This is a genomic window from Candidatus Methylomicrobium oryzae (genome assembly GCF_016745425.1).
Classification (GTDB): Bacteria; Pseudomonadota; Gammaproteobacteria; order Methylococcales; family Methylomonadaceae; genus Methylomicrobium; species Methylomicrobium oryzae.
This window is the reverse complement of the sequence record NZ_JAERVK010000003.1, coordinates 305457-324043: the sequence shown is the minus strand read 5'-3', so window position 1 is coordinate 324043 and position 18587 is coordinate 305457. Positions and strand designations below refer to the sequence as shown.

Sequence of the window (18587 nt, the reverse complement as noted above, 5' to 3'; positions counted from 1 at the left end):
ATTGATATTAAAATAAAACAGACTTCAGCACCAACCGGAAAACGCGGTAGCCGTGGCGCGGCCGCCGCTTTGCTTTTGCTTAATTCCTACCTACAATATTGTAGAAACCAGCCGACGTCCTTCCCGCGGAACGATCCGGCGGTACAGGATTTAGGCCTTTCCCTGAAAAACAACGCATCCGAAACCCATAAAGCTCCAAGAACTCATGCAATACGCCATTGCCGATAATCACTCAGACATTATGGTGAACCACCTTCACGACTTTACGGTTCCCTGGGCGCAACGGATTGTTAAACGCCACTGCCTTGAAACCCGCGTCGAAAACATCGAACTCATTTCCGCCGATATCGGCACGACGACCCGCGTGCGCCTGGCAGTCGACCACGACGGTCCGGAATCGCTGCCCCGCCGCTGGTTTGTCAAAATTCCCTCGCTGGCCTGGCGAGCCCGGTTGATCACCGCCCTGCCCCGGCTTTTACACGTCGAAACCCGGTTTTACCGCGACATCGCCCATGCGGTTCCGCTGGCCAGACCCGCGCTCTTGGCCGCGCAGAGCCGGTTCGGCAAAGGGGCCACGCTGGTGTTGTCCGACATCGCCGAAAGCGGAGCCATGCCCGGCCGGGCCGGCGAAGCCTTGACGCTGCCTCAGGCCGCCGCCGTCGTCGAGCAGTTAGCCCGCTTTCACGCGGCCTTTTGGGGCATTCACCACGATCGGAACTACCGCTGGCTGGGCGGCCCGATCCGCCGCCTGGAAGATTCGCTAGGCACCTTGATGGCAGTGCCTTTGATGCAGTTGGGTCTGGAAAAAGCCGCAGAGGCCGTACCCGCCCATCTGCATCGGGCCGCGCTCCATTATGCGCGCCGCCGCCGGCGGATCATGCAGTTCCTGAACGGCGGCACCCAAACGCTGATCCATCGCGACTGTCATCCCGGCAACTTTTTCTGGAGCGATTCGCAACCGGGATTCCTCGACTGGCAACTGGTCCGGATCGGCGAAGGCGTCGCCGACATTGCCTATTTTCTAGCGACGGCGCTGGAGCCCGAACTGCGGCAAGTGCACGAACGCCCGCTGCTGGATCTATACCGGCAGACGCTGGCTGCGCACGGGGTCGCCGAAACTGCGCCGGACCTGCTTTGGCAGCGCTACCGTGCACATCTTTCCTACCCTTTCGAGGCGATGGTCGTCACCCTGGCGATCGGCGGCATGATGGAAGAAAATGCCAACCTCGAAATGATCCGGCGCGCCGCATGCGCCATCAGCGACCTGGACGGCTTCGAGGCACTGGCGGAGGCCTAGGTCTTGACACGCTGCCGGTCATCATGAAATTCAGCCACGGAAAGGTGCCGCGTGAAAATTTGAGTCCTCAATCGCGCGTAGGCCTCTTTCCCCTACGCGCTTCATCCAGGAGTTTCACGGTAACTATATGGCAGTAGACAGGACAAGCCATTCTCTCCCTTGATGGCAATGTCGTTAAGAGTTTCGTCAAAAACAACTTCCCCTTTTTTCAAAGAGGGGATTTCGTCAAAAAACACCTCCCCCTTTGAAAAAGGGGGATCGAGGGGGATTTATTAAAAAATCCCCCCGTCCTTCGATAACTGCTCCCTGCGTTACTCTCGATCGCGTGTTCCCAACGCGATCTCCTTTCCCCCTCCCTGGGGGCGTCGATCGCTGGATCCCGACGCGATCTACCTCGCCCTTCCTTAGGCGCGTACCGCCTGCATGAACGCCAGGGAGGACGTGCATGCAGCGATTGCACGACTGCAGGGAGGCAGGAGGTAGGACAACGCAGGGAGCGGTTGTCGACGACTGTAGAGAGGCAGAGGTAGGCAATCCAGGAGCTATATTGCCGAGGAGCAAATCTCAGTCGTCTTTTTCAAAGAGGGGAGTGAAGCCTCTCCTTTTCGAAACAATCAACATTCGGGGAAGTTATTTCCTACCAGATCCTAAGATAAGCCGGAATTACATCGCTTAATGGAGTTGCAAAGCTTGCTTTGCAACTCCCCTGCTACTTCAGGAAGTTCTGAATAATTCCACTCTCCCTCCGAGAAAGGTTTAGGACAATAATCCATTGATTTTCATTCCCTCTTACATACATGCCGCTCCCGGCGTCCTGAAGTCGGCAAAATCGTTCGATCCCTCTCTCATAGGGCTTGACTTGACTGACAGCGTTTATCTTGCTCTCCAAGATATCTTGCAATCCCCTGCATTCCGGATCAGAATCCGAAATGTTCCTGACTCAAAGGTGGCAACAATGTTGAGAATGGTTTTTGAAATTGTGATGGCGCTGGCGGTTATCTTAAGTTTGGTATTTTTTACCAAGATGGGCTCGCTGGACAATCAAACCGACGACGAAGACAAGCCTGGCGGCAACAGCGAGTAGAATCTCTCTTTTAAAGTCAAGGCCATGTGCGGCCGATCCACGACCGTACACCGGCGATTCTTGTTCGCAACGATTGAAACGCCTGACTGCAAACGAAATCCAAAGGCGATCTCAATTAAGCTGCCTGTGCGGCAGCGGACAATTCCGGTTCAGCTGCGACAGCACCACCACCTTTCTAAGCTGCCTGTGCGGCAGCGGACTCGACCACAGCGCCGCCTGAATCCGCTCATCATTTCTAAGCTGCCTGTGCGGCAGCGGACGCAAACGATGGATTTCGCGCTTGATTAACTTATTTCTAAGCTGCCTGTGCGGCAGCGGACTTGCTGATATTGTCCGCTCCTGCGAATTGATTTTTCTAAGAGGCTGTTTGGAAACTCTGATTTTCGAATTGACTCTATAGGGATTTTTATTTTCAGTGACCCGATAATGCCTCAAAAAAGCGAAAGAAGCGCTACCCAAGCAACCTGAGCGATGGCCCATGGCGCTATCTGAAGCCCCATCTGCCGGTATCGGCTGTGGGCAGGCCACGCGAAGTGAGCCTGCGCCAAGTCATCAATGCCATCTTGTACAGCCTGAAGACCGGTTGCCAATGGCGGCAGTTGCCCCGCGAGTTTCCGGCATGGACGGCGGTGTATTATTATTTCAGACGCTGGTCCTCCGACGGCACCTGGGCACGGTTGCATCATCGGCTACACGCCAGACTGCGGCAGCAATTGGGACGTCATAAACACCCCACAGCCGGTTGTCTGGACAGCCAGAGCGTCAAGTGTACCGCGGTATCCGGAGTGCGCGGTTTCGATGCCGGGAAAGGGATTAATGGCCGCAAACGCCATCTTCTGGTGGATACCTTGGGCTGGCTTATGGCCATCGTCGTGACGGCCGCCAGTGTACAAGACCGGGACGGAGCACGCCGGCTGTTAAGCCAGCTGCCCGGTGGCTGTAAAAAGTTGCGCAAGGTTTGGGTTGATGGCGGCTATAGCGGTCAGCTGCTGGGCTGGGTGGCAGAACGCTTCAAGTTCTGTCTGGCGGTGGTGTTGCGTCCCAAACAAACGAAGAAGTTCGTACTGCTGCCTCGCCGTTGGGTGGTTGAGCGCACCTTCGGCTGGTTGAACCACTCACGCCGCCTCAGCAAAAACTATGAGCGTCTCACTTGCACGGACGAAACCTGGATTTATATCGCCATGACGCGTCTGATGTTGAATCGCTTGGCTTGAAGCGGGAATTTCCAAACAGCTTCTAAGCTGCCTGTGCGGCAGCGGACATCTCGCGGTCGTCGATGTCTACGTCTATCATTTTCTAAGCTGCCTGTGCGGCAGCGGACGTTTTAAATCGACCTAATAACGTTTATTCTATTTTCTAAGCTGCCTGTGCGGCAGCGGACGTTTTAAACGACCTAATAACGTTTATTCTATTTTCTAAGCTGCCTGTGCGGCAGCGGACCAGCAAATGGCCGCGAAGCACCAGAAGGAAAATTTCTAAGCTGCCTGTGCGGCAGCGGACGATATCGGGTAATAGCATGTGCGTCTTATCCATTTCTAAGCTGCCTGTGCGGCAGCGGACCCGGCGCATCGGCCGTGGACGATTTCTATACTTTTCTAAGCTGCCTGTGCGGCAGCGGACGAGTCCGATGTCGACTACATTCTTAGCTTTATTTTCTAAGCTGCCTGTGCGGCAGCGGACTTGACGAGGACAGCAACACGCCAATCTGATACTTTCTAAGCTGCCTGTGCGGCAGCGGACTTGTCGCTCCGGACGACCATCAGGCGCTTGATTTTCTAAGCTGCCTGTGCGGCAGCGGACGTCGTATTCGGTGCGCGGCTGCGGCTTCTTCATTTCTAAGCTGCCTGTGCGGCAGCGGACTTATTATTCATTCATAATGAAACGTAAGATAATTTCTAAGCTGCCTGTGCGGCAGCGGACCTGGCTATAAAGTCACGGTAGTCAAGAATCAATTTCTAAGCTGCCTGTGCGGCAGCGGACCATGCCCATAGCCCCCGTATAGCCTTGAACAATTTCTAAGCTGCCTGTGCGGCAGCGGACCCATTGGCGCGGCCGTTGCTTCTCCTGGCAACTTTCTAAGCTGCCTGTGCGGCAGCGGACACCGCACTTCACGCAGTCATGTTCACGTACCCTTTCTAAGCTGCCTGTGCGGCAGCGGACAGGCCGGGACTTCGAACGCTTGAGCACAAACTTTTCTAAGCTGCCTGTGCGGCAGCGGACGGTACTTGGGGAACCATTCGTCGTAAAACTGCTTTCTAAGCTGCCTGTGCGGCAGCGGACCCGTTGACGGCTACGCAGGTCGGTGAGTTTCATTTCTAAGCTGCCTGTGCGGCAGCGGACACCTCGAAGCAGCAGGAGGCCAAAACCTACCATTTCTAAGCTGCCTGTGCGGCAGCGGACGCACTGAGAATCGGCGGTGATAGATTCCTGATTTTCTAAGCTGCCTGTGCGGCAGCGGACGATTGGCGGGAGTCGCAATTAGGCGGCGTGATTTTCTAAGCTGCCTGTGCGGCAGCGGACAAGGCATTGTTAATGTTGGTATTGTCAGTGTTTTTCTAAGCTGCCTGTGCGGCAGCGGACGACGATGGGCGGCGAGCGAAACACAGGCACTTTTTCTAAGCTGCCTGTGCGGCAGCGGACGAACTCATCTGCCGTCTGCGTGAGGCTGAGAATTTCTAAGCTGCCTGTGCGGCAGCGGACGCCGGCGAGGCACCCACGGGTCCGCGCAAGCTTTTCTAAGCTGCCTGTGCGGCAGCGGACTCGATCGCGCGCTGGCGGGCCGCTTCGATGTCTTTCTAAGCTGCCTGTGCGGCAGCGGACCAGAAGACGTGTCAAAAGCGCAGCGCACTATTTTTCTAAGCTGCCTGTGCGGCAGCGGACGCCGCAGCCGACTACGACGCCTACAAGCGACTTTTCTAAGCTGCCTGTGCGGCAGCGGACATGATTTTAGCTGCGTATGTTTTCGATGTACTTTTCTAAGCTGCCTGTGCGGCAGCGGACTTGGAAGCGAGCTGCTCCCGTATTCGATTGAATTTCTAAGCTGCCTGTGCGGCAGCGGACCCGGCGCTCTGGACAAGCTAGGCGAGGTTTTATTTCTAAGCTGCCTGTGCGGCAGCGGACTTTCGGCGCGTCCTGATCGCATAGCGCCCATATTTCTAAGCTGCCTGTGCGGCAGCGGACTCCGCGGCATATGCGGAGACATCATCGATAAATTTCTAAGCTGCCTGTGCGGCAGCGGACTCGAATACGATGGCGTCCAGTTCTTCTCTTGTTTTCTAAGCTGCCTGTGCGGCAGCGGACGAGCTGGAGGTGGCGGCATGAAACCGCTGAATTTTCTAAGCTGCCTGTGCGGCAGCGGACCATAAGGCGCCGCTCTGGTCGGTCGAGAAACATTTCTAAGCTGCCTGTGCGGCAGCGGACACGTGGCGCCTCTGACTTCCCCGGCCGCATCATTTCTAAGCTGCCTGTGCGGCAGCGGACAATAGCGACATCGTATTTTTTGATGGCATTCATTTCTAAGCTGCCTGTGCGGCAGCGGACCTCGAAGCAACCAATCAGGGCTGGAATGTCCATTTCTAAGCTGCCTGTGCGGCAGCGGACCAAATTGCTCATTTTGTTTCATCCACGCCACATTTCTAAGCTGCCTGTGCGGCAGCGGACCGCGAACGGTGCGCTGCTTCCGATTCATGAATTTTCTAAGCTGCCTGTGCGGCAGCGGACAATTCCCAAATCCCGCGCGTTTTTAGCAGACTTTTCTAAGCTGCCTGTGCGGCAGCGGACATTCAGCAGCCGTGCGATGTCGCTCAGAGTCTTTTCTAAGCTGCCTGTGCGGCAGCGGACACCGGGGAGAAAACATGAAATTAGGAGTAGCATTTCTAAGCTGCCTGTGCGGCAGCGGACTCCAATGCTGACAATAGTTTTATCAGTCGTAATTTCTAAGCTGCCTGTGCGGCAGCGGACTAAATGAGCTATATCTAGCTTGCGATCATGAATTTCTAAGCTGCCTGTGCGGCAGCGGACCGCCACGCCTCGCAAGTCGACTCGACCTTAAATTTCTAAGCTGCCTGTGCGGCAGCGGACACGTACAAAGTCAAGATCAATGGCGTTGAAAATTTCTAAGCTGCCTGTGCGGCAGCGGACGAACAGGTTTATTCTTCGGCGCAGTCTCAATCTTTCTAAGCTGCCTGTGCGGCAGCGGACACATGGCGGTAAGAGCGGCGGTAATTGTCGAGTTTCTAAGCTGCCTGTGCGGCAGCGGACGACCATGGCCTGTACCAAAAAGAACAGGAACATTTCTAAGCTGCCTGTGCGGCAGCGGACGCGCATTCCATCCTGATATCCCGTAGGTAATTTTTCTAAGCTGCCTGTGCGGCAGCGGACACGCCGAGAAACTGCAAGGCCAAGGAATTTGCTTTCTAAGCTGCCTGTGCGGCAGCGGACTCTACGTTATCGGTTTTCTTAGACAGAGTGAATTTCTAAGCTGCCTGTGCGGCAGCGGACTTCCGGCGCGGCCAGAGCCGAGCAGCAATACCTTTCTAAGCTGCCTGTGCGGCAGCGGACAATCAAGATCGAGTCGCTGCAATGCGGCGACTTTCTAAGCTGCCTGTGCGGCAGCGGACTTACGCCTTTGACGACGGAGACGTGAATCTCTTTTCTAAGCTGCCTGTGCGGCAGCGGACCCTGGACGCGACAAAGAAAGATAAGCCTGATCTTTCTAAGCTGCCTGTGCGGCAGCGGACGCTCACGAAAATTGGGATGTGATCGATTTACCTTTCTAAGCTGCCTGTGCGGCAGCGGACGACGATAAAGTTATGCCAATGAGCGAAGAACATTTCTAAGCTGCCTGTGCGGCAGCGGACAAGCACTGGTGCTGCTGGCGTAAAATATTCCACTTTCTAAGCTGCCTGTGCGGCAGCGGACTCTAAATCCATCAGGGTTAAGTTTTCTGTAAATTTCTAAGCTGCCTGTGCGGCAGCGGACGCTGTCAAGAAAGCCACGCAAATGCTTGATAATTTCTAAGCTGCCTGTGCGGCAGCGGACTGATCCTGTTTACGGTCTTTCGCGCTGCGGAATTTCTAAGCTGCCTGTGCGGCAGCGGACAGCGGAATGCTTTCCGGCATGTCGAGAAATTTTTTCTAAGCTGCCTGTGCGGCAGCGGACAGACAACACGAACGAGGCCAAAGATTACCCTAATTTCTAAGCTGCCTGTGCGGCAGCGGACTGATTATAAAAAACTTCCAAGCCAGCTGCAGCAAGGGCTGAGCAGGGTTAACTCCATTTTTACCATCCGCAAACCCAAAGTCTACAACTAGCTGATTTTGATTATATTTTTAAAGAACGTAGAAATTTGGGTCAAAATTCGGGTACGGTGCTTCTGGCGCTGAGGCCATAACAACTAAAACCACCGGCAACCGGTTCCGCGACCGAGCTTTTTTCGATCCACAGACAGAAAGGCTGCTCAGTGCTCAAGCTCTTCAAGCGGATGAACGGCAAAGCCACGGATTGCCGCGGCATTTCGCAATAACGAAACGCCGTTGGGTAGCAGGCATCCCCGCCTTCCGGCCGCACCTGAACGGTTGTGTTCAGGGCGGTTTCAAAATCCAGGTCATGACGCTTGGCATAACGCCGCGCCAAGCGCTCGGGGTTCGTTTTGGGTTGCCGGCGGCGGTAAACCGCCTGACCCAACAGTTTTACCGGCACAGGACGGATTCCCGTGCAATGCACGTAGTCGCTGAGCAGCTTCAGGCTGTTCGGTGCATTGAAGCGTGTCAACGTCGCTTCGTCATCGGCGAACATCCGGCACTTGCTACCCAATACGCCGAATTTTTCACCTATTTTGTATTCCGGAAACGATATGCCGATCGGCACCCGCTTTTGCTCGTCCTGCATTTCGACCAGACCGAGATGGATTTGCTGGAAAGCTTTGGACCAGAGGCTAAACAGATTAATGTCAAAATTCGGCAATAAGGTGATTTCAACGTAATAATTCATGGCTTCTCCTTGTTACCGGATAACGTCGACATAGGCCAAGCCTTTTTTACCCAGATAAAAACTGGAAACGCCGGCGGTATCTATCATGTTTTTCAGTTGTTGGGCTTTTTCATCTGAAATGTCGAGGTTGATGTCCAGCGTGCCATTGGCTTTGGTCAGCTGGGAAACCACTTCGCCTTCGCCTTTACGCTTTTCCTTCAATTGGAAGGGATTGCCCCAGATGGGTTTTTTGCTGCCCGTGGTGTACCGGTCCATAAAATCTTTTGGCGTAAACCCGCGTTTCGAGATGCCCGCGATACCGCTTTTATTGGTTAATGCCTTAGATATATCATGACCTTCTTCTTTTAACCGGAATATCTGCAAATATAATGCTGAACAGTACAGTTCGATCGGTTTGATTTTTCCGTCGGTTATTCTGTAAGCCACATCGGGAAACTGTTTCTGTAAGGTTTCTACGGCTTTCTGCACTGATTCCAAATCAATAGCTTTTAACTTATTCAATTTGCCCAATTTTTGCAAAACGCCGAAAGGATCGAATTGTTCAGAGCATTGAATTTTGTAACCGGTGTCAACGATAAAGTCACACAAACTCTCAATATGTAATACCAACACCCCCCAAAAGGCGCTTGAGTAATCCGAGTTAAATACCGGATCATTGGCGCTTATCATACCGGTGAACGAATTTTGATCCGTGTTGCCGGTCATGTTGCGTATATAAACTACTTCGCTGGTGGGTGCGCCATACTCTTGTTGGTCTTTAAAGGTAATATGCGGCTCCAGGTCGGCGAAGAAGTAATTAGGGCAGTGTCTCGATTGGTAGAGTTTACGTTGATCGCCGATGAGCCGGTTCAGAATTCCCATTACCGTATCATGCGTAATACCGCGCTTGATAAAGTTCGGATAACGGCCTTCGCTATCTCGCTTGCCCAAAGTGGTCATGGAGCCGATAAATTCCCGACCATTTCTAGGCAATGGCTCATTGTTGGAACCGTCTAAAAACGAGTTCCGCCAAGACGCTTCATATTTAATGGTAATGCGCATGGCGTTTCCTTATTTAGCGTAAAAATAAACCGCATACGGAGATTTAGGCTCTTCGGCTATTTCGCTTTCGTTGCGTTTAATACGCATCATTTTATGGCTGTCGTTGTAATCGGCGAGCACACTATCCACATACATGTAGCCTTTAGCTTGTCGGATGCTGAGTTCATTAATCATGCGCAGAGTTTCCTTGATCAGAATATCGACAGCTTCATTGTTCAATAAAATTCCCACTTCGCCTTCCTCGAAAATCGTACCGCCACGCACGTAGTTGGGATGGAAAACCGCCTTGGGGGTCCGGGTCGGGTCTAGGCTTTTAATGAAAGCTTGCACGGCCTCGGCAATTTTTTCCCCTTCGCCATCTTTGATTACCATTGCGGCGCGGTCAAATTTCTTGTCCAGCGAGATGAATTGCAGTTGCTCAATACTGATTGAACCGTAAGCCAGATATTGGGTTTCGCCAAACGTGGTTTTCGAGAAAAAGGAATTGCTGGCGATGTCTTCGCCTTGATCGTCTTTATCTTTTTGCTTGGAGCCGGAACGCCCCATTTGTTCGAAATTACCGTTGCCCAGTTGGTCTATAAAATCTTCGAGCAACAATGGGCTGGTGCGTTTACATTGGCTGGCGGGAACCACATAGCCGCGTATTAATCCAGTAATCGACGTAAGCACAGTCAGCAGATTTTTGTCTTTGGCGTAATGCAGGTCATACGCCTGATCCCTAAACAAGTGATGGCGTACGCAATTCTGGCTGATGTACATCGGTGTTGCTTTAAAGTCGATTTCAGACGGGTCTTTTTTAAGTTTGTAGCCTTTTTCGCTTTCCTTGCCCGTCAGATTGGTATAGCCGCGTAATTTAGGCATGGAATGGTTGTCGATAATTCGTCCATCGCTTTGCAAGGTAGTCGGCCCGTTCCAATTCACTACGCCATAGCCATAAGCCACCACTTTAAAATCCACGCTTTTGATGCCGGTAATTTTTTGCATATTTATTCCTCGTTTGATGTTAACTGCTTGATTGAAATAGCGCCGATAGGCTGTCTGTCGCACACGGCGTAGTAAATAGCATGACTATGCCGCGCGCTGTCTCCGCCGACCCGATCCAGTCCAGCTGGCGTGTAACTCAGATAAATGGGAAACTCCGGGTCTCTTGCCTCGTTGAGCAAAATGAAGTCTTTATAAGCTTTCTGGCCGCCGATGACGTTGTGATGCTTGTTTTTCATATACGCCAACAAGTTTTTGTCGCTGTCGCCATAACCTTGAATTTCATCCAGTGAAGCGGTCAAGTTGTCGAAATCGTCCCGTTCATTTACGGGTATTTCATAAGCGTATTTTTCGCAAAAGACAATTTGAGCCGGATTGCTGACGTCGCACACCGCCATTTGTACAAATCGGTTTTCGCCGCGCAATGAATATTTGCTGATTTTGCCGCGACCTTTGTCGGTGATCTTTTTTGCGGGAATGGTGATAGGGTCAACAATTTTTTGCCCGATCAATTGCACACCCTGTTTAAAACAGGCCAACAAGTCCGAGCCCATGCTTTGCTGTGCCAATTCCGAGTTGTGAAAAGTCCGGTAAAGCCTGTAGAGTTCCGGCAACTGCAAGGTTTTGCCCTCAAGCTGCTGGGCTTGTAAAAATTGATACCAAGCTTTGGTTGCCGCAAAGCAAAATTGGCGAGCTAAAAAACGTGCCGCCGCGCCGGTGCCTTTGCCTTGATGGATAGATTCAGGTACGGCGACGTTATAGATATTGATGTTCGAGTTGGTGCCGAAACGGTCAAGCCTTCCTAAGCGCTGTAGAAAATTTTCGGCAGTGGTGATTTCCGAAACCATGCTATCGCAAGTGATGTTTAACGAAGCCTGCACAATCGGTCCGGCCCGCAATACGTCGAATTTTCGTGTCCCGTCTTTTTTGAAAGAATCGTAAACTTCGTTGAACCATATCTGCTTATCGCTTTTTTTAAACTTCGAATGCAGCAGTACGGCGTTTTCTTGGTATTGATTGCAGATGAAGCTTTTTTGTGCGGTTTGCGCGGTATTGCTGATAACGATGGAATTGCCGTTTTGGCTTCGGTATAGCGGATTGCTATCGTCTTGTTGAGTTTCATCGAATATCTTGAATTCGACACGGTAGCCGCTGGGGTTGAAGCTCGGCATCTCGATGATGTCTTCCGGTTGAATTTCCAGCACAGACTTAAGGTAAAAGTAATGCGGCGTGGCTGATACTAATAAGGTATTGGCAAGGCTGCCCTGGGCTTTTTTACAGGCTGTCAATTCGGCAAACAGCAAGTTAAACGCAGGCATGGGGATATATTCGTGGAACTCATCGAATACGACATGGGCGTTCAATACATTAATCAGCGTGTTGACTTTGGTGTGGGTGATGATGGCGCTGAATACCTGATCGATGGTGGTGATGACTATATCGCCGGAAAAATACTCGTCTTCCGCCGTGACACGTCCCCACTCTTTGGTGTATTTGAATTCGCCGGTATTGATTTCGATTTTTGTATCAGGCAAATACCGTTCTGAAATCAACTCAAGAAACAAGCCTTGGCAGACCTGCACCCTGGGGCAAATCCAAATAATTTGCTTGGCATTTTTCAGTAGTGACCACTCCAGCGCGATTTTAGTTTTACCGCATCCGGCAGGTCCGGCCAGCACCGCTACATCCGACGCTTTATTGAGTCGTTGGGCAATTTCCCCTTGCTTGTGGCTGCGTTCGCTGGATGGGAATTGGCCCAAGCAGGTTGTAATATGCGAACAAAGGTTGCTTTCCACCAGCAAGGTTTCATCAACCAAAATATGCAGACTGTTGTGCTTGACATGGTCATGCAAATCTTCGGCGGGCAACGCTGAAATCAGGCGGTCGGCGGAAATCACACATGCACGCATTACATTATTCAACGCGTTATCAGTAACATGCTGACAGTATTTATCTATGCGTTCTTCGGGTTCGTAAGACTTATAACTGGGTAGAGGCGTGATTTTAATGGTGTCCAATATATCCAAATCAACAGTTTCGCTATAAATCTTGGTAATTAGCGAGACATCAATTGAACGGTACTGGCAATCTATTTCGCTGACCTGCTTCAACAATCGTTGAGCTTTTTCGATAATTTCTTCGAAAGTTGCGGACGTTAAACTGCCGTTGAATTTCTTGTAAATCCCGCCGAAGTTTGAGAATTCAGGGTCTTTTTCTTTGCGATACGGCTTGGCGTGATGCCAGTAAATCACATGTTTTATCGCTATCTTATGGCCTGTGCTGATGCCTTTAAATGAGAGAGGATCAAGCAATTGGTACAGCAATACTGAAATTTCGTTATGGCGCGGGTGTTTGTCGAAGCTGAATTTGTTGTCATCAATATGTTGTCCATCTTCGGCCTGATAGTCTTTTTTCTTGGGGTTTCTGACCCATTCCTGAAATGCAGGGTCAATTTTGCCCAAATCGTGCAGACATCCTGCGACAAATATTGCTTCTGCGCTTATGGTCGAATCGGGTATTAGGCGTTTAAGCAGTTGCTCGGCAATAAAACCCACGGCAAATAAATGTTCTGCCAATGATTGCAGGTGGGTATTCGCGTACAAGAAATTTGGGTTGGGGGCAATGCTTGGAATATCCATGATGAGTTCCTTGCTGGTGGAATTAACTGGCACAATACCTTGTGCGTTGAATTGGTCACGGTTACCGACTATCCAAACCAACTCGCTCCGGCTTCGCGACCTGATCCAATGGCAGGCCACGGCGGTGTTTTTAGTGGCGGTCTTGCGCAACAGGGTTTTGACGGCGATCAGGCCTTCTTCGGTGATCACCGTTTGCCAGGTATTGTCGCCGATGCGGTTGGCGAAGGCGTCGAGCACGCGGCGGGTGCGGTTCAGGGCTTTTTTCCGGCATTGGCTGACGAAAGTGACCATCATGGCTGAATTTCCCGCAAGGCTTGTTGCTTGACGTGGTCGAACATGAAGTCCAGCGCCTTGTGTTCGGTAAACTTTTGCAGGATTTGCTGACGGAATTCCTGTTCGCTCATCTTTTCCTTGGCGCTCACGAATGCCCAGGGCAACACAATCGCGTCCTTGACCAGATCGGCCACGTCGAACACCAGCGCGCCGCGCCGGGTCTTGCCGTGCAGTACCGCAAAGCCGTGCGGAATGCCCAGCACCCACAGCGTGGTCGCGGCCAGGCCATAGGCCAGATAATTGCCGTGGTTCAAAAAACCGTTGGCCAGGTCCGTCGCCTGATGGTCGCGGGTGAAGTCGCTTTGTTGAGTGGCTCTGGCCGCGTAGCGATAGAGCTGTTTGGTCAACAGCGCTTCGCGTTGCAGAAGATCGCCGGTTTTTTCGGCGCTGTCGATTTGCGCCGCGTAGTTGTCCAGGGCGGCGGCGAGCCCGCTGTCGTCGGGATAAAAGTTTTCGGCCTTGAGGTCCCGGTCCTTGTCCCAAACCCGGCGCAGGTAATCGACGCGGGCTTTTTGGAACACCTTGGCGACGGCCAGGCGCTGAGTGTCGTCGAACCAGAATTTCAGCCAGCCCTGGATATACTCGGTGGGCCGGTATTCGCTTTGCGGATTCAGCCATTCGATTTCGCAGCCGCTGAACAAAGGCGTTCCCCCGCCTCCGCAAAACCCGACCAGTACGCCAGCGCTGGCCAGCATCCGCATCGCCGCTTGGGTAATTGACGTACCGGTGCCGAGCAGCATCACGGTGGTATTGGCAATCGGGATGTTCCAGTACAGGTTTTCGTCTTTGTTCTCGGTCAGGTAAAGCACCCGCCCGTCTTTCTGCATGACGCGGCATTTTTCCAGGTAATAGATGTTGGCGCGTTTGGAATGCAGGATGGCTTTTAAATCGGTGAGTTGATCCATGGCTTTGCACTTGTTTCACAATTTGAGTTTGTCCCCCCGATGTCCACAAAACAGCCTTCGCCGCTGTAACGGGTACCTTACGGAGTCTCCGCCGAAGTCGGCCTCTCCTTCGATGACAGATAAATCATCGGGATATTTAATCGCTCGGCCTTTTTAACCGGCGCCGGCAGTCTAACAAACCAACTACCTATCGGCAATGAGCGGCGGGCCGCTTTCAGGGCAATTGCGCTATGTGCTTAATGCTCGTCATTCCGGCAGGGATTGCCGGAATCCACGACTGCAAGGATGCAGGAGGTACAAGCCCAAGGAAGGGCGAGATAGATCGCGTCGGAACACGCGATCGACGACCCCACGGAGGGGCGAGATAGATCGCGTCGGGAACACGCGATCGACGCCCCCAGGGAGGGGGAAGGGAGAGCGCGTCGGGAACACGCGATCGAGAGTACCGCAGGAGCAGTTACCGAGAGGCCATGGATGGCGTACCGTAGGGATTTAGGAGGTTTCGGAAAAACCTGCATGATATTTTTTTCGCGGGTTTTACATCCCTGTAAACTGGATTCCGGCAATCCCTGCCGGAATGACGGCTTTTTATTCATAGCGCGATTGCCCTGTGGGGGGCCGCTTTCAAATCTTTGGAGATTCGCACCGCAATCTGAACCGATTAGCGAGGGGCGGATCTGAAGACTCGATAGGGCTCGGTTAAGGCAATGTACCTTTGTCGAAAAATACCTGGAATTTTCGAACTCTGATTCGGCAGCATTGTCCCAATTTTTGCATATACCTAAATTATTGTGGAAATCGGCTGTATCGATCTTTATCGCCGTAACGCCTTGCTAACGAAAAAAGATTAGCGCCTTAATCTTCTCCCAATCCATTCAATGGATTGCGGAACCGTCAGCCGGACCATTCCACTTGTCATTCACGGTAAGCGGAGGATTTATCGATGATAGCCGAAGCCTCTCCTGTTTCGCATATCTTGCCGCTGCTCGTTTTTTTCGGCGCTATCTTCGCCCTTACCGCCGTGATGCTCGGCGGTGCTTATTTTCTGGGGCAACGGCACCGCACCCCGCGCGCCGAAGAGCCCTTCGAATCCGGCATCGTTCCGACCGGCGACGTGCATCTCCGCTTTTCCGTGCATTTCTATCTGATCGCCATCTTTTTCGTGATTTTCGATATGGAAACCGTGTTTCTGTTCGCCTGGGCGATCGCCGTGAGGGAGGCCGGCTGGACGGGCTTTATCGAAGCGTTGATTTTTATCGGCATTCTGATTGCGACGCTGATCTATCTCGAGGCGATCGGCGCGCTCGACTGGCGGACCCGGCGGCAGCGCCGTGAAGCTGACCGTCGCCAACATGGGAGTGATGCATGCACTGGACCCTGACCCGCGCCGAGGATGATCCCGCCCCGCAACCGGGAGCCCATCCCAACGAAGACGTCCTGCGCCGAAGCTTTTTGCTTGCCAGGCTCGAAGACATGGTCGCCTGGGGACAGGCCAATTCGGTCTGGCCTTTCAATTTCGGGCTTTCCTGCTGCTATGTGGAAATGGCGACCGCCTTCACCAGCCGGCACGACATGGCCCGCTTCGGCTCCGAAGTGATCCGGGCGTCGCCCCGCCAGGCCGATCTGATCGTGATTTCGGGCACGGTGTTCCGCAAAATGGCGCCGGTGATCAAGCGGCTCTACGACCAGATGTTGGAGCCGCGCTGGGTGATCTCGATGGGCTCCTGCGCCAACTCCGGCGGCATGTACGACATTTACAGCGTGGTGCAGGGCGTGGACAAGTTTTTGCCGGTCGACGTGTATGTGCCGGGCTGCCCTCCCCGGCCCGAAGCGCTGCTGCAGGGGCTGATGCTGCTGCAGCAGGCGATCGGCCGGGAAAGGCGGCCTTTAAGCTGGACCGTCGGCGAGCAAACGGTCGTCAAGCCGGCCGAAAAACCCAGCTACCGCGATCTGCTCAACGATGCGAGGATGCGCACTCGCGAGTTGAGAAGCCCGGACGAACTCTAACCCGGAGGCGACATGAAAGCTTGGGAGGATAAACATCGATGAACGCTGAGGCAGGCAACACCGTTTATTCCCCCGCCGCTTCCGAAATCGCCGAGGCGCTTGCCGAGCGGCTCGGGATTGCCGGCCTTATCTCCCAACCCACCGCCGACGGGATCACCACCTTGTGGGTTCCCCGCGAAAAGCTGCACGCGATCCTGGGTTGTTTAAAACGCGAACTCCTTCCCCCCCATGTGATGCTGTTCGACTTGACCGCGATCGACGAGCGCCGGCGCATTCACCGCCAGGGGCAGCCGGAAAGTGATTTCACGGTCGTCTATCATCTGCTTTCCTTTGGCCGAAACGCCGATATCCGGCTGAAAGTGGCCTTGCATGAGAACGCCTTGACGCTTCCGACGGTTTCGGACCTTTGGCCGTCGGCAAACTGGTACGAACGCGAGGCCTGGGACATGTTCGGGATCGTCTTCGAGGGCCATCCGCATCTTCGCCGAATTCTGATGCCGCCGACCTGGCAGGGCCATCCGCTGCGCAAGGATCACTATGCCCGCGCCACCGAAAAGGAGCCCTTTACCCTCCCCGACGAACGGCAGGACATCGAACAAAATGCGCTGCGTTTCGTGCCGGAAGACTGGGGCATGAGCCGGCGCAGCGAAGAGAGCGATTTCATGTTTCTGAACATGGGGCCGAACCATCCGAGCGTTCACGGCGTGTTCCGGGTCGCCCTGCAATTGGACGGCGAAGAGATCGTCAACGCGCTGCCCGACATCGGCTACCACCACCGCGGCGCGGAAAAAATGGGCGAGCGGCAATCCTGGCATACCTATATTCCCTACACGGATCGGGTCGATTACCTGGGCGGCTCGATGAACAACCTCCCCTACGTGCTGGCCGTCGAGAAACTGGCCGGGATCAAGGTCCCGCCGCGCGCGGAAGTGATCCGGGTGATGGTCGCCGAACTCTACCGGATCGCCAGCCATCTGTTGTTCTACGGCACCTATGCCCAGGACATCGGCCAGTTGTCGCCGATTTTTTACATGTTCATCGACCGCGAACAGGTCTTCGATATTGTCGAGTCGATCAGCGGCGCCCGGATGCATTCGAGCTATTTCAGGATCGGCGGCGTGGCGATGGACCTGCCGAAGGGCTGGGACAAGCGGATTCGGGAATTTCTCGACCATTTTCCGGGACGGCTCGACGACTACGACAAACTGGTGATGCAGAACGGCACGATCAAACGCCGTACCCAGGGGGTAGGCGCTTACAACACCCGGGAAGCGATCGACTGGGGCGCGACCGGGCCGGGGCTTCGGGCGACCGGCTTCGGCTGGGACTACCGGAAGGCACGGCCCTACTCCGGTTATCAGAACTTCGAATTCGAGATCCCGATCGCGCAGAACGGCGACTGCTACGACCGCTGCGCGGTGCGGGTCGAGGAAATGCGCCAAAGCGTCCGGATCATCGGGCAATGCCTGGACAACATGCCCGAGGGGCCCCATAAAGCCGAACACCCGTTGACCACACCGCCGCCGCGGGCCCGAACGCTGCACGATATCGAAACGCTGATCCAGCATTTCCTGAACGTGAGTTGGGGGCCGGTGATTCCGGCCGGCGAAGCCTCCTTCACCGTCGAGGCCACGAAAGGTCTGAACGCGTACTATCTGACCAGCGACGGCAGCGGCATGTCCTACCGCACCCGCATCCGCACCCCCTCTTTTCCGCATTTGCAAATGATACCGATGATGTGCCGGGGCATGATGGTCGCCGACCTGATCGCAATTCTTGCCAGCATCGATTTTGTAATGGCTGACGTGGACCGCTAATGAAGGCAGAAACGAATACACGCTCTTTGAGCGCCGCCGAAATCGACGAGATCAATGCCGAACTGCCGCACTATGAAGACAAGTCGGCCGTCTCGATCGAAGCATTGAAGATCGTCCAGAAACACCGCGGCTGGATTTCCGACGACAGCTTGGTCGCGATTGCCGAATACCTGAAAATATCGCCCGCTCAGCTGGAAGGGGTCGCAACCTTTTACAATCTGATTTACCGCCGGCCGGTCGGCAAAAACGTGATTCACGTCTGTGACAGCGTCAGTTGCTGGATGCTCGGCAGCGACCGGTTGAGCGAGAAGTTGTGCCGGCATTTGAACGTGAAGCCCGGCGAAATGTCACAGGATGGCGAATACACCGTTTTGCCGATCGTTTGCCTGGGCGCCTGCGACCGTGCCCCGGTCGCGATGGTGAACGGCGAGCTCAGGCCGGACCTGACCGACAATATCGTAAAGGAACTCCTCGGAGAATAATGCGAGATGG

At 53.7% G+C, this 18587-nt stretch carries 12 protein-coding genes and 1 CRISPR repeat array; of the genes, 7 read left to right on the top strand and 5 right to left on the bottom strand.

Annotation, left to right across the window (positions count from 1 at the left end; all coding sequences use genetic code 11):
* Window positions 1–241 precede the first annotated feature (241 nt).
* The 3 genes from JJL52_RS04985 (at window position 242) to JJL52_RS04975 (ending at window position 3595) form a co-directional block, all read left to right on the top strand.
* Entirely contained in the window at window positions 242–1297 is a 1056-nt protein-coding gene (locus tag JJL52_RS04985) for an ecdysteroid 22-kinase family protein (RefSeq protein ID WP_236994063.1), read from the top strand.
* A gap of 772 nt (window positions 1298–2069) precedes the next feature.
* The gene (locus tag JJL52_RS04980) at window positions 2070–2381 is read left to right on the top strand and encodes a hypothetical protein (RefSeq protein ID WP_202051291.1); all 312 of its coding nucleotides are present in this window, start codon (window positions 2070–2072) and stop codon (window positions 2379–2381) included.
* Window positions 2382–2845: 464 nt separating this feature from the next.
* A complete protein-coding gene (locus tag JJL52_RS04975) occupies window positions 2846–3595 on the top strand; it encodes an IS5 family transposase (RefSeq protein ID WP_202051321.1) in 750 nt (249 codons plus the stop codon).
* An 18-nt stretch (window positions 3596–3613) separates the two neighbouring features.
* A CRISPR array of direct repeats spans window positions 3614–7602; the repeat unit is 28 nt; unit sequence TTTCTAAGCTGCCTGTGCGGCAGCGGAC.
* 131 nt (window positions 7603–7733) lie between these two features.
* On the opposite strand, the gene cas6f is transcribed toward JJL52_RS04975, so the two are convergent.
* The 5 genes from cas6f to cas1f are packed head-to-tail and all read right to left on the bottom strand — an operon-like array spanning window position 7734 to window position 14271.
* A complete protein-coding gene (cas6f, locus tag JJL52_RS04970) occupies window positions 7734–8372 on the bottom strand; it encodes a type I-F CRISPR-associated endoribonuclease Cas6/Csy4 (protein WP_202051290.1) in 639 nt (212 codons plus the stop codon).
* A gap of 12 nt (window positions 8373–8384) precedes the next feature.
* Window positions 8385–9413, bottom strand: a complete 1029-nt coding sequence (gene cas5fv, locus JJL52_RS04965; RefSeq protein WP_202051289.1) for a type I-Fv CRISPR-associated protein Cas5fv — start codon at window positions 9411–9413, stop codon at window positions 8385–8387.
* A gap of 9 nt (window positions 9414–9422) precedes the next feature.
* The gene (gene cas7fv, locus JJL52_RS04960) at window positions 9423–10397 is read right to left on the bottom strand and encodes a type I-Fv CRISPR-associated protein Cas7fv (RefSeq protein ID WP_202051288.1); all 975 of its coding nucleotides are present in this window, start codon (window positions 10395–10397) and stop codon (window positions 9423–9425) included.
* Between the two features lie 2 nt (window positions 10398–10399).
* Window positions 10400–13327, bottom strand: a complete 2928-nt coding sequence (locus tag JJL52_RS04955) for a CRISPR-associated endonuclease Cas3'' (RefSeq protein ID WP_202051287.1) — start codon at window positions 13325–13327, stop codon at window positions 10400–10402.
* A complete protein-coding gene (cas1f, locus tag JJL52_RS04950; protein ID WP_202051286.1) occupies window positions 13324–14271 on the bottom strand; it encodes a type I-F CRISPR-associated endonuclease Cas1f in 948 nt (315 codons plus the stop codon). Before cas1f ends, JJL52_RS04955 begins: the two co-directional genes overlap by 4 nt.
* Before the next feature lie 943 nt (window positions 14272–15214).
* Between cas1f and ndhC the strand changes: the two genes are divergently transcribed.
* The 4 genes from ndhC to nuoE are packed head-to-tail and all read left to right on the top strand — an operon-like array spanning window position 15215 to window position 18577.
* Entirely contained in the window at window positions 15215–15652 is a 438-nt protein-coding gene (gene ndhC, locus JJL52_RS04945; protein ID WP_202051285.1) for an NADH-quinone oxidoreductase subunit A, read from the top strand.
* A complete protein-coding gene (locus tag JJL52_RS04940) occupies window positions 15637–16278 on the top strand; it encodes an NADH-quinone oxidoreductase subunit B (RefSeq protein WP_202051284.1) in 642 nt (213 codons plus the stop codon). Before ndhC ends, JJL52_RS04940 begins: the two co-directional genes overlap by 16 nt.
* A 38-nt stretch (window positions 16279–16316) precedes the next feature.
* Window positions 16317–18095 carry an NADH-quinone oxidoreductase subunit C/D gene (nuoC, locus tag JJL52_RS04935; protein ID WP_202051283.1) on the top strand — a complete coding sequence of 593 codons (1779 nt, stop codon included), beginning with the start codon at window positions 16317–16319 and terminating at the stop codon, window positions 18093–18095.
* Entirely contained in the window at window positions 18095–18577 is a 483-nt protein-coding gene (nuoE, locus tag JJL52_RS04930; RefSeq protein ID WP_202051282.1) for an NADH-quinone oxidoreductase subunit NuoE, read from the top strand. The genes nuoC and nuoE overlap by 1 nt, the downstream gene beginning before the upstream one ends.
* The last annotated feature ends 10 nt before the right edge of the window (window positions 18578–18587 follow it).